The organism is Bifidobacterium hapali (genome assembly GCF_002259755.1).
GTDB classification, from domain to species: Bacteria; Actinomycetota; Actinomycetes; order Actinomycetales; family Bifidobacteriaceae; genus Bifidobacterium; species Bifidobacterium hapali.
This window is the reverse complement of the sequence record NZ_MWWY01000028.1, coordinates 1-15,762: the sequence shown is the minus strand read 5'-3', so window position 1 is coordinate 15,762 and position 15,762 is coordinate 1. Positions and strand designations below refer to the sequence as shown.

The 15,762-nt window shown below is 53.2% G+C and carries 13 protein-coding genes; all 13 read right to left on the bottom strand.

Annotated features, from left to right (window positions below; all coding sequences use genetic code 11):
• Positions 1–25: 25 nt before the first annotated feature.
• A complete protein-coding gene (locus BHAP_RS07595) occupies positions 26–361 on the bottom strand; it encodes a branched-chain amino acid transporter permease (RefSeq protein ID WP_094730135.1) in 336 nt (111 codons plus the stop codon).
• On the bottom strand, positions 358–1,158 hold the full coding sequence (locus BHAP_RS07590; RefSeq protein ID WP_094730134.1) for an AzlC family ABC transporter permease: 801 nt from the start codon (positions 1,156–1,158) through the stop codon (positions 358–360). Before BHAP_RS07590 ends, BHAP_RS07595 begins: the two co-directional genes overlap by 4 nt.
• Positions 1,159–1,237: 79 nt before the next feature.
• Positions 1,238–3,154, bottom strand: a complete 1,917-nt coding sequence (locus tag BHAP_RS07585; RefSeq protein WP_420807726.1) for a DEAD/DEAH box helicase — start codon at positions 3,152–3,154, stop codon at positions 1,238–1,240.
• Positions 3,155–3,261: 107 nt separating this feature from the next.
• Positions 3,262–3,972 carry an SDR family oxidoreductase gene (locus BHAP_RS07580; RefSeq protein ID WP_094730132.1) on the bottom strand — a complete coding sequence of 237 codons (711 nt, stop codon included), beginning with the start codon at positions 3,970–3,972 and terminating at the stop codon, positions 3,262–3,264.
• A 119-nt stretch (positions 3,973–4,091) separates the two neighbouring features.
• Positions 4,092–5,381: a uracil-xanthine permease family protein gene (locus tag BHAP_RS07575; protein WP_094730131.1), complete on the bottom strand. Its 1,290-nt coding sequence runs from the start codon at positions 5,379–5,381 to the stop codon at positions 4,092–4,094.
• Positions 5,382–5,496: 115 nt separating this feature from the next.
• Entirely contained in the window at positions 5,497–6,309 is an 813-nt protein-coding gene (locus tag BHAP_RS07570) for a histidine phosphatase family protein (RefSeq protein WP_094730130.1), read from the bottom strand.
• Positions 6,310–6,372: 63 nt separating this feature from the next.
• The gene (locus BHAP_RS07565; protein WP_094730129.1) at positions 6,373–7,086 is read right to left on the bottom strand and encodes an HAD family hydrolase; all 714 of its coding nucleotides are present in this window, start codon (positions 7,084–7,086) and stop codon (positions 6,373–6,375) included.
• A 169-nt stretch (positions 7,087–7,255) separates the two neighbouring features.
• Complete coding sequence (acnA, locus tag BHAP_RS07560) at positions 7,256–9,955, bottom strand: aconitate hydratase AcnA (RefSeq protein WP_094730128.1); 2,700 nt, start codon at positions 9,953–9,955, stop codon at positions 7,256–7,258.
• 76 nt (positions 9,956–10,031) lie between these two features.
• Positions 10,032–12,584 carry an HAD-IC family P-type ATPase gene (locus BHAP_RS07555; protein WP_420807725.1) on the bottom strand — a complete coding sequence of 851 codons (2,553 nt, stop codon included), beginning with the start codon at positions 12,582–12,584 and terminating at the stop codon, positions 10,032–10,034.
• 80 nt (positions 12,585–12,664) lie between these two features.
• A complete protein-coding gene (locus BHAP_RS07550) occupies positions 12,665–13,279 on the bottom strand; it encodes a type 1 periplasmic-binding domain-containing protein (RefSeq protein WP_143248764.1) in 615 nt (204 codons plus the stop codon).
• A 45-nt stretch (positions 13,280–13,324) separates the two neighbouring features.
• The gene (locus BHAP_RS07545) at positions 13,325–14,584 is read right to left on the bottom strand and encodes a class I SAM-dependent RNA methyltransferase (protein ID WP_094730125.1); all 1,260 of its coding nucleotides are present in this window, start codon (positions 14,582–14,584) and stop codon (positions 13,325–13,327) included.
• 29 nt (positions 14,585–14,613) lie between these two features.
• Positions 14,614–15,333 carry a DUF3159 domain-containing protein gene (locus BHAP_RS07540; RefSeq protein ID WP_094730124.1) on the bottom strand — a complete coding sequence of 240 codons (720 nt, stop codon included), beginning with the start codon at positions 15,331–15,333 and terminating at the stop codon, positions 14,614–14,616.
• A gap of 20 nt (positions 15,334–15,353) precedes the next feature.
• On the bottom strand, positions 15,354–15,762 hold a 409-nt coding region (locus BHAP_RS07535), incomplete at its 5' end, for a DUF3710 domain-containing protein (protein WP_143248763.1).

Below are 15,762 nucleotides of genomic sequence, written 5' to 3'. Positions count from 1 at the left end.
TGTCTTTCAGCGCAAAGCACTGTGATCACGCGAATACAAGTTGGACGAGAATCATGTACAAAATCGTGCCGCCAGCGATAGAAAGCAGCATATTACGTTTCCACACATGCAGTCCGATGATTGCAAGCATAGCGATTGCTTCGGGGATGCCGTGACTGCCTGAGGCGAGCGAAACGTCCTTGAGTGAATATACGACAAGCAAGCCGGTCATGGCGTATGGCAGTACTTTGCCTAAATAGCGTACGAATTGCGGTGGTTCCTTGGATTCTGGAAACAGTAAAAACGGCACAAACCGGGTGAGCATCGTGCCAAATGCTACTACGGCAATCGTTGCGACTGCCTGCCACATGGTCATCGTCATGCCGTCTCCCCCTGTTCCACAGTCCCATCCTTGGTATCATCCGCAGCGACGGCATGATCGTCATCGCCAATATTTCCTCGCATATCATCGAGATATGGACGCAACGCAACGAACAACACAAGCATGAGTGCCAGTGACGGAATCATGAACCGTTCAGAGCCGAATACAGCCAAGCACAATGCGGATGCCAGCACACCAACCATCGCAGGTACATGTTGTCGCGATCCCATCCACTGATCTAAGAAAATCACAAGAAACAGCGCGGTTAATACGAACTCAATACCTCGCGTGGAAAATGGAAGCAGTCCCCCAATCAGCCAACCGATTGCAGTACCGCCAATCCAATACCAGCGGTTGAGTATAGACACGAACATCATGAACCAGCCGCGGTCAACGTCGGGTGGAATTGTCGCAGACGAGTTAATCGCGAATGTTTCGTCACACATCGCAAAAATCAAGTACGGTCGCTTCCAACCGAGTCCGCGAAATGGTTCAAGCATGGACAGGCCGTAAAACAGGTGACGTGCGTTCACCATAATTGCGAGCAAGAATGCAGCAAATGGATTGAACGCAGACATCAGCAGATTCACGGTCACAAATTCCATAGAACCCGCGAAAATAAAGAATGCCATCGAAATCGGCCAGAGTATGCCGAATCCTTTGGCATGCATGAGCAGCCCATATGAGCCGCCAAGGAAGAAGAATCCGGCGGCAATAGGCAGGGTGAGCGGTAGCGCGGCTGCGCATGCGCGCGCTACCGTGTCATGTCTGTGTATCTGCGCATGACCACCTTGCATACTTGGCTTCCTGCCATTGCCACCCAACTCGTTCATGGCATCTCATCGTAGATGAGTCTGCGGAGAAACGTCAGCGTGGTTATCGGCCGATACGGAACGGTGCACGCTGTACCTTGGAGTGACGGCGATGTGGGCCATCAGCGTTGCCGTATTTAGCGATCATGCGACGTTCGTGACGTTTGACTGCTTCGCCACGTTCGTCAACGATGATACGATTCTCGTCCCGACGATGAATACGCTTGCTACCAGATTGGCCTTGTCTCGATGAAGAGCGTCGTGGTGACAGCGATCGATTGTCAGTCTTACTGTCGTGTTCGACATGGTTCGTCACCGTTCGATGAGCAAGCGGCGCAGTCGCCGCCTCGTCATGAGATGAATCGTTACGTGGCGTAGCAGCTTGTACTGCAGCGCGTTCAGCGCGTTCGGCAGCACGGCGGCGGCGACGTTCCTTCTTCATTGCGTTGCGCTCATGTTCTAACCGTATCGCACGCTTTTCAGGGCTCTCCCCCGGTGCTAAATCCACTTCCATATCAGCTGGCAAATGTTTCAACGCTTTGTCGCGGTCGGCTCGTCGTCCGCCACGCATACCACGCTTAGCACGTTCGCGCGGGTTACCAGCCGGCTGCGTTAAATCAAGACTCCAGCCTTCAACAAGATCAGCTCTCTCGCCAACCAGTTCGAGGACTTCAGTAGAATCGTGACGCACCTTAACCGGCTTGACATCAATGCCAGCCGCCTTCAGCATGCGCCGTGCCTCACGACGCTGATCGGGAGTCACTAGCGTGACTACCACGCCAGACTTGCCGGCACGCGCGGTACGACCAGAACGGTGTACGAACGACTTGGGGTCTGCCGGCGGGTCAACTTGTACGACGAGTTCCACGTCACTGACATCAATACCGCGAGCAGCCACATCAGTGGCGACCATAACGTTCACATCACCCTGCTCGAATGCAGCAAGGTTGCGGTCGCGCTGATTTTGTGACAGATTGCCATGCAGCTCAGAAGCCGGAATGCCAGACTGCGTGAGTTTCTTCGCGAGATTCTTTGCCTGATATTTGGTACGAGTAAAGAGAATACGCCGGCCTTTGCCAGAAGCGAGCGCATGAACAATCGCATTCTTATCGTTTTTGTCGATGTCGAATACGTGCTGTTCCATTGTGTCCGCAGCATTTTCCGGTTCGGCTACGCTATGTACTTTCGGATTGTGTAAGAAATCACGCACGACTTGATCAATACCGTGGTCGAGAGTCGCGGAGAACAGCATGTGTTGTGCGTCGGGTCGAATTTGTGCGAGAATGCGACGCACAGGCTCTAAAAAGCCCATGTCGGCCATTTCATCTGCTTCGTCGAGCACCACAACGCGCACATCGGATAATACGAGCGCTTGCTGGCGCAGCAGATCTTCGAGTCGACCCGGGCAAGCGACGACAATGTCGGCGCCTGCTTTGAGGTCGCGAATCTGCCGATTGTACCGAACACCACCGTACACGGTAGTGGTGGTCATGCCAGCCATTTGTGCGAGCGGCTCAAGCACGTCGTTAATCTGGTTAGCAAGTTCGCGTGTTGGCGCGAGCACGAGACCGCGCGGATGCGGCATAAAGTCGTTGTCCGCGCGTTCTTCGAGATGTAGGCGGCGAATATGTTTAATATTGCGTCGATATTCAGCCATTGACATGTTCGGCTCCCATGCAGCCTCGCATAAGCGTGCTGCAAGCGGGATGCAGAATGCAAGCGTTTTGCCAGAACCTGTGCGTCCGCGGCCGAGAATGTCTCGGCCGTTGAGCGAGTCAGGCAAGGTGTCGGCCTGAATGGGGAATGCAATAGTTTTATCGTCAGCGGCGAGTACGCGCAGGAGTGGTGCGGGTACGCCGAGTTCGGCGAACGGGATCGGCCGTGTTTCAACTGCGGTATCAGTTACCGCGTACGGCTCGGCGAGTTCGTCGTCAAAGGTCTTCTTCTTTGTTGTTTTCTTCTTCGCGAATGTTGTGGGCACGATGGCCTTTCGTCATCAGGATGGTGCGCCGGATGCGCACAAACTCATCTACTGTAGCCGATGCCCACTACTTCGCGTCGAAGAATTGGTGAGAAAACTACTGATAGTTACTGATAGTTACGTTCGATGAGAATGTCGGAAACCGTGAGATTCGCATCGTTGACAAGGTTAAACAGGATGACTTCAGCCAGTTCAGCCGGGCTCATAAAGGTGTGTTGTTTGTCTTCGGAAACATAGTCACGACTGTCGCGATAGAACGGAGTGTCAATACCGCCCGGATATACGCCAACGATTTTGACGCTTGTGCCTTTGTATGCAGCTTTGAGACTTTGCGTATAGCCTTTTTCTCCCCACTTGGTTGCACAGTACACAGATTCGTTGGGGTTGCCGCGCGTGGCGGCAGTGCTCATGACGTTTGCGATTTTCAGGTCGGATTCCTTATCGGCGCGCAGCGTTGCCACCGACCATAGGATCATGCCTTTAAGCCCTTTAAGGCACTTGTCAATATCCGCGCCCTCGTATCCGGTTGGTACTTTAAACGACGGTTGCCCAGCATTGTTGATGAGCAGATCAATATGACCAATATGAGCGATCTCAGCAACAGAGCGTGTCACAAAATCTTCGTCGGACACGTCTCCTATGAAGCTGCGATATGCATCATGCGGAAATTGATCAGCAAGTTCAGCCTGTCGCTCAGCGTTAAAGTCAATGCCTGCGACGAACCAGCCGCGCTCAATCAGTTGACGAGTCAGTTCAAACCCAAGTCCCAATGCACTACCCGTTACGATTGCAATCTTGCGTCCTTGCGACGTTGCCATAAGAGCCTCCTTGCTTACTGCGACATGTAGCGATGTCACATCGCCTGACAAAGTGACCTCAGTGTATCGAACCGGTACGACACACTGAGGTCACATTAAGCACAGCACATCATCATGATTTACAGGATGTCAGGATCATGCTTATCGATGGTGCCAGTGGCCTTACCAATAGCTTTGAGACCATGATAAGCGATGAGAATCACGATCGTACCGATCGCAATGCCGTTGAACTGGATACCGTCGAACGCGAAGGCAAACTGGCCGATTGCAATAATCATCACGATTGCAGCAACCATAATGTTGAGTGGCTTATCAAAGTTGACCTTATTCTCCACCCAAATACGAATACCCATCATGCCGATCATACCGTACAGCAGTGTGGTCACGCCGCCGAGTACACCAGCAGGAATCGTGTTGATAATCGCACCGAACTTCGGGCACAAGCTCAACAGTAGCGCGAAACCAGCAGCACACCAGTAGGCAGCGGTCGAATACACTTTCGTAGCAGCCATAACACCGATATTTTCACCGTACGTGGTAGTACCAGAACCGCCACCGAAGCCTGCAATCGCGGTGCCAAGACCGTCAGCAAACAGTGCCGTACCCATTTGATTGTCGTAATCGCGACCAGTCATCTGCGCTACAGACTTCACATGACCAACGTTCTCAGCGACGAGCACGAGCACCACCGGCAGGAACATGGGCAGGATTGAGAAATCCACTTGCGGCGTGTGGAACTGTGGCAGGCCAATCCAAGCAGCCTTACCAATCGCAGAGAAATCAACCTGTCCGCGAGCGCATGCATACGCATAGCCGACGATCACGCCGAGCAGAATGTTGAGTCGACCGGTCAGTCCCTTGAACAGAACCGCAATGAGTAGCACGGCGACTAGTGTCACGAGTGCCGTGTCGGGCGCGACTTTGAAGTTCGTCCACACGCTTGGAGCGAGGTTGAAGCCAATGATGGCAACGATTGCACCGTTGACAACCGGCGGCATGATAATGTCAATCCACTTGGAACCGGCATAATGCACAGCCACGCCGACGAGGGCGAGCAGTAGGCCGGTGGCCAGAATGCCAAAGCTCGCAACCGCAAGGCCCTTGTTCGCGGTTGTGACAGCGGTAATCGGTGCGATGAAGCCGAAGGATGAGCCAAGGTAGCTCGGCAGCACATTCTTGTTGATCAGCAAAAACAGCGCGGTTGACAATGCGGTGAAGAACAGTGTGGTTGATGGGTTGAAACCGGTGAGAATCGGCACAAGGAAAGTTGCACCGAACATGGCGACAACATGTTGTGCACCAATGCCAGCGGTGCGAGGCCATGTCAGGCGTTCGTCAGGTTCGACAACTTCGCCAGGGGCGAGTGTTTTACCGTCACCGTGTAGTGACCATGTGAACAAGTTCTTCATAACTGAACTCCTTTGGTTCTCCCGATGCGAGCGCACACTATCCGCGCTCGCGCATCGTGAGCCATTGTAACCTGTTCACCAGTCCTTCACGTTTCGCGACGAGTCGTCGCACTATTCACAGGTGCGGGTCAACGGTGCGCACCACATCTACCAAGTCGCCGTTGGACAGTGTCGGTTTCTTGAATGAACGCCAGTCAGTCACTTCGACTTCCCACTTGCCGGTTTCTTCACGCAATACCGGTCGAGCGGTCTGTTCCCAGCGGAATCGCTTGTACGTGCGCCCAGTTGCCGGGTCACGCCGTGAATAATGCAGGCAAGTGCAGTTTGTGATTTTCCAATCGTCAGAAGCGGCACGGTGCATAAACTCTTCATCCGAAAGATCTTCGAGTACAAGCATCAACGCGAGCATGAGATCACCGTGACTGACCATGACCACCGATTGCGCATCTGATTTGCGATCGAGCGAGGTGAGTAGATTATGTACGCGATTTTCCGCTACGTCAGCGATTGACTCACCTGCTGGCGGCCGCCAGTACAGTGGGTCCGTGTTTTTGAACATCCAGTTGCGCGGATAATTGTCGCGAAAATCATCCTTGGTGATTGTGTTGATTTCACCCCATGAACGTTCACGGAGTACGCGGTTTTCTTCCCATTTTGCTTTCGGCAACGCCATCGTAGCTGCTGTTTCACGAGTGCGTACGTATGGGGAGACGAGATAGCGGTCGAATAATTGCTGCTGTTCGACAAGCCAGCGGCCGATACAGTCAGCTTGTTTGCGGCCCGTGGCGGTCAGTCGCCACGATCGATCGGGGACGGTGACATTATCCTGCGTGTATAGCGAGTTGTCACCTCGATCTCCGGCGCTGATGATCACGTTTGCTTCGGATTCGCCGTGTCGTATGACATATAAATCAAGCGGCATTCCCATAGCCGTTCCTCGTTTCTGTATCCGTAATACCGCATTATAGAGTTGCGATATCTCACTGTTGCTTTATTTGATGCGCGTGATTCGATCGCCTTTCACCATATAGGCGCTACGGGCGAGATCGATCATTGGTTGATCGAAGCGACTGTCAGTATAAAATTCGTCAACAATCACATCATCACCGAACAGTTCGCGGAATCGTTTTGGCTTATTCGTATTGAAATTCAGATACGTGACTTGCAACGTTTCCGGATCGATCGTCGAGGCAACGAGATTATGCAGTCCAAGTCTGCGACATGCTTCGCCTACGGTTACATCGAATGATGCAGTGAGAATAACATCGTCAGGCTGTGGATGGTACCACGGTTTGATGCGTCGCATATTACGGTCCCAGAAACGACTGACAAGCGCATCAAGTCCTCCCGACGATGCACGTTCAGTCTGCGGTGCGACGATGCGACCGGTTTCCACATCTCGAGCGACACCATCGAGAATGACATCAAGATCACCACGGTCATCCGCTTCATTAGTATTATCGCGTTCACATAATGCGTTCACTCGTCGTGAGTGTGTAAGATCGTGCAAATATTTGCGCGCGATATCACCCACGCCACGTTCCATCTGCTCAAGCGTGGCTCTACCGAGTTTATATTTGATCGCATACCGCAATACTGGCGCAAGATGACGGAATACTATCGGATCGTAGCGCGCACTGAAGAGGTATAGGTCGAACAGACTTTCGCCGTCGTAAATTGTTCCGTCGAAATCGAATACCCTCATGCCCTCGCTACTCCTACCTTTCATGCTTCAGGTAATCATAGCGGACATCATAGGTATTGTGCTCTTGGTTATGGCTATATTTGCACTCTGACTCTCAGCGTTCACCTGTCGTTCATTAAAAAGCCTCCTTGATCAAGGAGGCTTTTTATTCTATTCGACGAACTTGCTGTTACTTCATGAGGTTACGTAGCACGTACTGCAGGATGCCACCGTTGCGATAGTAGTCAGCTTCACCGGGCGTGTCGATACGCACCACCGCGTCAAATTCGGTTGTTGAACCATCCGTGTGCGTGGCGGTAACGTGCACGGTCTTCGGCGTTTCACCAGTGTTCAGCGTGTCAATACCGTCGATATCGTAGGTTTCCGTGCCGTCGAGGCCAAGCGACGTGTAACTCTCCCCCGCCGGGAACTGCAGCGGCAGCACACCCATACCAATCAGATTCGACCGGTGAATACGCTCGAAACTTTCCGTAATCACAGCGCGCACGCCCAGCATCAGTGTGCCCTTAGCCGCCCAGTCACGCGACGAACCAGTACCATATTCCTTGCCCGCCAGCACAACCAAAGGCGTGCCAGCAGCCTTGTAATTGAGCGACGCATCAAAAATCGTGGACGGCTTGCCGGTCGTGAAATCAAATGTGAAACCACCCGGCGTCACCTCGTTACCGGTCGAGGCGAGTAATTGGTTGCGCAGACGAATGTTGCCGAACGTGCCACGCACCATAACCTCGTGGTTACCACGACGAGAACCGTATGAATTGAAGTTCTTCGGTTCGACACCACGCTCAGTCAAATACTTGCCAGCAGGGCTAGACGCCTTAAACGCGCCGGCCGGAGAAATATGGTCAGTGGTCACCGAGTCCCCTAGCAGAGCGAGCACGCGAGCGCCGTGAATGTCTTCAACCGGGTCAGGAGTTGCCTTCATACCGTCGAAGAATGTTTGGCGACGCACATACGTGGACTTCGGATCCCATTGGAACAGTTCACCTTCAGGCACATCAAGGCCCTTCCAACGATGATCGCCCTCGAACACAGACGCGTAGTCTTTGAGGAACATTTCACGACTCACCGTGCCGTTCACCACGGCAGCGACTTCTTCGTTCGTCGGCCAAATATCTTTCAAATACACGTCGTTACCGTCCGGGTCTTTACCAAGCGGCTGCGTCGCGAAGTCGAAGTCCATCGTGCCGGCGAGCGCGTATGCGATGACCAGTGGCGGCGAAGCAAGATAGTTCATCTTGACATCTGGACTGATACGACCTTCAAAGTTGCGGTTGCCAGATAGAACAGCGGTAACCGTTAAATCGTTGGCGTTAATAGCTTCACTGATTTCCGGCAGCAGAGGTCCAGAGTTGCCGATGCACGTTGCGCAGCCGAAGCCGACGAGCTCATAGCCAAGACGATCGAGATCGTCTTGCAAGCCGGCAGCCTTGAGATAATCGGCGACAACCTGCGAGCCGGGAGCGAGTGAAGTCTTCACCCACGGCTTCGGGGACAGTCCGCGCGCGACCGCATTGCGGGCGATCAGACCGGCCGCGATCATGACTGACGGGTTGGAAGTATTCGTGCACGAGGTAATCGAAGCGATCGCCACATCGCCATTGGTCAGATCGAAGTCACCACGGAAGTCGGTCGACACGGCGATCGGCTCGTGTGCAGTGTTGTCAGTTTCGTACGATGGCAGCGTTTGCTCGAACGTGCTCTTCGCATCCGAAAGCACAATGCGATCCTGTGGACGCTTCGGACCTGCGATCGATGGCACGACAGTTGACAGGTCGAGCTCCTCGTATTCAGAGTACTGCGGTTCAACATAGTCGGGATCGCTTGCGTCACCCCACAGCTTGTTGGCTTTCGCGTACGCTTCAACGAGCGCGACTTGCTCGTCAGAGCGGCCAGTGAGCTTGAGATAGTCGAGCGTGACCTGATCGATCGGGAAAATACCGCAGGTGGAGCCAAATTCAGGGCTCATGTTGCCGATAGTGGCGCGGTTGGCGAGCGGTACGGACGCGATACCGTCACCGTAGAATTCGACAAACTTGCCGACCACGCCATGCTTGCGCAGCATATCAGTGATGGTGAGTACCACGTCGGTGGCCGTCACACCTTCAGGAATAGATCCAGTGAGCTTGAACCCGACGACGCGCGGCACGAGCATGGAAATCGGCTGACCGAGCATAGCTGCCTCGGCTTCAATACCGCCAACACCCCAGCCGAGCACGCCAAGACCGTTTTCGGTAGTAGTGTGTGAGTCGGTGCCAACGCACGAATCGAGATACGCAAGTTCACGGCCGCGCTCCCCTGCCTTGGTCATAATGACTTTGGCAAGATACTCGATATTGACTTGGTGGATAATGCCGGTTCCTGGCGGGACAACGCGGAAGTTACGGAACGCTTGCTGACCCCAGCGTAGGAACTGGTAGCGTTCACCGTTGCGCTGGTATTCGATATCCATGTTTTGTTCGACCGCGTCTGCAACACCGTACTTGTCGATTTGCACGGAGTGGTCGATAACCATGTCGGACTGGACTTGTGGGTTGATAACCTCGGGGTCGCCGCCAAGCTGCTTGACAGCGTCACGCATGGTCGCAAGGTCAACGATGCAGGGTACGCCAGTAAAGTCCTGCATGACCACACGGCTTGGTGTGAACTGGATTTCGTGGCTGGGCTGGGCTTGCGGGTCCCAGTCAAGTAATGCGCGTACATGATCGTCAGTGATATTCGCACCGTCGATATTGCGCACTAGGTTCTCAACGAGTACCTTCAATGAGTACGGCAGATGATCGATGCCGGGCAGACCAGCGATCGAATAATAGTCATAGTCCTTGCCGTTCACGTTAAGCGTGGACAGCTGGTCGTCGCGTACGGACATATTGCCTCCGGCTTGATGGGACTTCTAATCGGTAGTATCGCCGATTATCTGCCCTTTACAATACCGGCATGTTACTTCAGCTCTGGCGTGTCGGCTTGCCATGTGAGATAATCCGCGACACGAGTTTCACTCCAACATGGCAGATGATGAACAGTACAGCCGCAATCAGTAATGCAATCATCGTCGCGACAATCTCGTGACCAGTAGGCATTTCGAGTGCAAAAAAGTTCGCTACAAACGGTATAAACATGCCGATAATACCGATACTAGCAAAGGCAGCAACGAGTATGCCTCGCCACGAGTTCAACGGTTGAGCAACACGTGCGAGCACGAACACGCCGAGTACGAACACGATAATTGCGTTTGTCGCACGCAATTCAGCCAGATCAGCAGGATCAGTAAGATTCCATCCTATGATGCCCGGCAATAGCCATGAACTAAGCAACACGGATATTGCGATAGCCATGCCGCCTGGTAATGCGAAGCGCACCACACGTTGTAAAAAGCCCGGAATATAGCGGCGCGTATTCGGTGCAAGCGCAAGGATAAACGCTGGCGCGCCGATTGTCAGTCCGCCAATATACGTGATATGACGTGGCAAATATGGGAACGGAATAGCAGTGAGTACCACGCCGAGTGAAATAAGCGCTGAATAAACGGTTTTGACAAGAAACAAACTGGCGACACGTTCCATATTGGCCATGACTTGACGGCCGCGAGCCACTACATCAGGCAAATGACTGAACTTCGAGTCCACTAACACAACTTGTGCAACAGCCTTGGTCGCCGGTGCAGCATTGCCCATTGCAATGCCCAGATCAGCTTCTTTAATGGCGAGCGCATCGTTGACGCCATCGCCGGTCATGGCAACAACATGACCGTCAACATGTAATGCTTGTACGATCGCTTTTTTCTGATCTGGTAGCACGCGGCCGAGTACATCAACGGTTTCAAGAGTACGGGCGAGTTCGTTGATATCGTTCGGTAAGTTGCGCGCGTCCATTGCCACTGGCGTGCGTTCGCCGGTGAGTTTGACTTTGGCTGCGATCGCACCAACGGTGGCGGGATTGTCGCCGGAAATAATACGACAGCGCACGCCTTGGTCCCGGAACCATGCGAGAGTCTGCTCCGCATCGGCGCGGATTCGCTCGGTGCATAACACTAATGCTACTGGCTGTGCAGTCGGATTCAGTGTTGGCTCATTCTCGCCGTCTTGTGGCAGTACCGCATGGGGAAAGACTGTCTTGGTTGCTGTCTTGGCCACTAGAAGTACACGATTGCCATCATGCGCGTATTCGGTTACGCGGTGCAGCACATTCGTCCAATCACCGTCGAACGCGTTGAGCAGTACTTCTGGAGCACCGAGATACCACGTCGTGTTATGTTCGTCTGTAATCGCACTCCATTTGCGCGCACTGGAGAATGGTATGCGCGCAATAACACTGCCTGCATTTATTCCTTCTTCGCGTAGCCCAGTGAGCACTGCTTGACCAGTGCTGTTTGGTTGTGCTTCGTTGGACAAATCATACAGTGCCTGTTTCGCGGACTGTTCACTACTGCCACTATCAGCACCATCTGGTTCCAACATGATTAGCTGGTCGAACGCAATACCACCGTCCGTTACCGTGCCAGTTTTATCCACATTAAGACAGTCGACACGCGCCAATGTTTCCACTGATTCGAGTTCCTGTACGAGCGTATTATGTCGGGCTAGTCGCATCGCTGCGATCGCAAAGTTGAGTGATGTGAGCAATACCAAGCCTTCAGGAATCATGCCGACTACGCCAGCGACAGCGGAAACGACCGCGCGTCGCCATGCTCCGGTTGCTAACGCTACATCCCAACCGCCAACCGTACGAATTTGCGACACAATCAGCAATACGCACAATGGCACGACAAGAAACGTCATGAATTTGAGAATCGTATTAATACCGCGACTCAAATCGGACACAGTTTTGCGATACACCTTAGCTTCGCGCGTCAGACTCGCCGCATACCCGTGTTCACCAACGGCTGTCACGCGAACCAAAGCCATACCGGAAACCACCGTAGAGCCGGAATACACTGCGTCACCAATCTGCTTACGGACCGTACGTGATTCACCAGTAAGCATCGACTCGTCAAGCTCAATACCCCATACGTCCGTAACTTCAGCATCAGCAGGTACCTGATCGCCAGCGCGCAACCACAGCACATCATTAAGCACAATACCGTTGTGCGCAACAGTCTCATCGTGGCCGTCACGGCGCACCACATAGTCTGCAGCGACAAGAATCGACAACTTGTCGAGCGTGCGCTTAGCCTTCAATTCAGTGACAATACCGATGCTCGTGTTAATAAGAATCACGAAACCAAAAACAGCGTCTTTCCACGACCCGGTAATAAGCACCATGATCATGGCCGCGAAAATAATCCCGTTGAACAGCGTAAACACGTTCGCACGCACAATATCAGCAACAGAACGCGACGTAGAAGTGTTAACAGCGTTGACTTGCCCGCTGGCGACACGTTCAGCAACTTCGTCGCTCGTTAAGCCAGTTGCGGACACGTAGGGCATAGTTGACACCTTGGTCGCTGACTGTTTGACCGATGATGCTACTGTCTGTGGCAAAATTGGATTCGCGCTCATAACGTCCAGCCTACCGCGTGCAGCTGCTTATGCTCTCATACCGTGGACGGATCGTTACACGAACGTGTTCACTCGCTCATTCACGGGCGGTTAAGATCTTCAGCAGCAACCGTACTGACAGTAATCTCACGACCATGCGGCTTATCATCCATGATATTCGCAAGTACGCGCGCAATCGGCTGCGCATCAGTGGCACGATCATTAGTCGTGAGCGAGGCAGCAAACAATGTATCATCGTCAGGCGCACTGATCGGGTTCAACATGGTGACAGGAATACCAGCATCACGCGCTCGCAGTAATACCTGATTCCATGCGGTTGCAGCTTTCCCGTTAACATCGGCTTCATTGAGCACGATGATCGTTGCACGTCGGTCGATCATATCGTTCACAGCCTGTCGTGCAGCTTCATCTGGGTCGGATGCGTTGACGGTTGACGAGTACACGGCATTTACCTTAGCTGTATCGAACGCGGATAATGCGAGCGTATCAATATCACTGCTCTGCGTACTGCCGATGAGACCAATCAGCATATCCATTTTGATTTTGCCGATATGAGCAACCTCAGGCTCGCTATCTTGCGTATCGCCAACTGCACGACCAGCTGGTGCACAGCTAGATAACGTTAGACATACGATCGCGCACAACAGTACTGCGATCGTATGGCGAAACAGTCGAACTGACATGCGTGAACTCATACGCTGATTGTACGTGAAACTCTCGCAGCGTGCTTGTCTCACGCGTTACGCCCGGCGAAAAAGTGCCACTGTCTCAACGTGATGCGTCATCGGATAAATATCAAACGCACGCACGTCAGCAAGTTCGTAACCAAGCGAACGCAACGTGCCGGCATCACGGCCGAGGCTGGTCGGATCGCAAGCAATGTAAATAATTGAGCGAGCTCCAGCAGCAACCATTTGCCGGCAAACCTTGGCTCTTGCACCAGCTCGCGGCGGGTCGAGCACAATCAGATCAGGATGTGCCAGATGAGCAGGCACGTTGGTAAGCGTTGCTGACACATCGCCACATCGTGCGTCCACATCTCGCAAATCCAGTCGACGTATGTTACGTTGCGCGTTCGCAACAGCAATACGGCCGCCCTCGATACTGAGCATACGGGTACGCTGCGTGACACGAGTAGCCAATGGTAGCGTAAACAGACCTGAACCAGAGTACAGATCCCAGATACAAGCAGACGGCTGGTCAGCAAGTTCTTGTTTGGCAAGCGTGATGACATGATTCGCTAACGCGATTGGTGCCTGACGGTGAATTTGCCAGAAACCATTCGCGTCAACCTCGTATGTGAATGGCGTGTCGTCGATTGTGACATGTTCGATGAGTTGGCGACTGCCGGCACGCAATTCACCATCGACGAGCACAGCGTAATTATCGTGTTCAGGCACATTGACGCGCGGCTCGGGCACGGATAGACGAATCTGTGAGCCGGGTTCAAAACCACCGTCCCAGACATGCTCACGGTCGGCCACGTCAAGTAACGATTTGGTGGCAAGCGGCATCGTGCCAAGTGGCACGCGAGTATGTGATCCGCGGCGACGCATGGATGGGCGGCCATCGTCGTCGGCAATCATTTCAATACGTGTACGCCAGTGGAATCCGCCAAGTGCTTCATCGCCGTCCATGCGGTCGATCGGCACAGTGACGTCAATATGTCCGAGTCGACTCAACTGTTCAGATACGGTGATTGCTTTCCACTTCAACTGTCCGGGCAAGCTCACGTGAACGAGGTCAGCGCCGCCAACACCGCCACCCATCGCAAGGGGACCTGCGAGCGGCCATGCAGGTGGCACACGATCGTCACTTGCTTCCACAACATCCGTAACTTCGCCAGTCCAGAATCGGTCGTCACGATCGTGTGGTTCGTCAAGACGCACGCGTACGAGTTCGCCAGGTAGTGCGAACCGTACGAACACTACGCGGCCATCGATATGACCAACGCAACGTCCCTGATCGGCGTAGCGTTCGATACGGACCTCAACGTCCATGCTGATCTCTCCTCAAAATCTTAATTATGTCAGTCGGCAAACTGATCGCTATTACGTTCACTCGCCTGCTCGGCGATCTTGTGCCGATGCAACGGCGTGGCAATGATAAGGTACGATACCCAGATTGCCAACGCCCAGAACGGAATGCCCATGAGCAGTCGTGCAGTGCCGAGCAATGCTACATGATCAGTTATATATAACGGCACCTGCACCACAAGACGTAATGCGAACACGCCCATCCACAATGCGGTTACAATCATATATGCACGCTTGAGAGCACGGTCAGACATCCAGTCATCAAACCATGCTTGGAAATGCTCAGTTGGCAATGATCGAATGAACTCAATCATCACGCCAAGTCCAGGCACTCGCACGATCAGAGACAGAGTTAACAGCACAAAATACACACTGTTGGAAATAAATCCAAACATGTAATAATTGCGAGCTTCGTGACTCTTCCACGCCCATATTAGGCAGATACCAACCGCAACCAGACCACTGAGCGCACCCATTACTGATTGATGTTGTAACAATCTCACGATCACCTGAATCACTGCCAAAGCGGCAGACACGGCAATCGTGAGATTGAGATTACTGGTGATAATGAACATCATCACAAACACCACACCGGGCAGCATGGATTCAACGACACCACGAGGACCGCCGATCGCTTCAATAACGGAAAAGTCACCGCCATCGCCCACCGCTGCCAGCGATGCCATGCCTGTACGACGTTTATTGTCAACCATCAGTTTGTTGCCGCCCTAGATTAGCGAACTTCAGAGAACATAGGACCGCGCGACAGTGTTGTCTTGACCTCGACCTGCTGATCGGAGTCAAACGGACCATCGGGGCGGTTCGGAATATCCTTTAAATGTTCCTTATCTTCTGCGTTATCGCCGTTTTGTGCCGCAGCGGCAGCAGCCTTACGCTCGGCAGGAGCGACTGGCGGATGCATAGGAATAAGATCACGCGGTGCAAGCGGTTCCTCACCACGATCAACGACAATATCAGCAAAGAATCCATTGAGTGCTTGCGTCTCAGGGTCAGTTGGATCGGTTGCGGCCTTGCCGGAGAAAATACCGCGTAGCATCCAACGCGGGCCGTCCACGCCTACGATACGCGTGTCGAGGGTCTTCCCACCCTTGAGCTGCACGGGTAGCGTGACCTCGGTACCG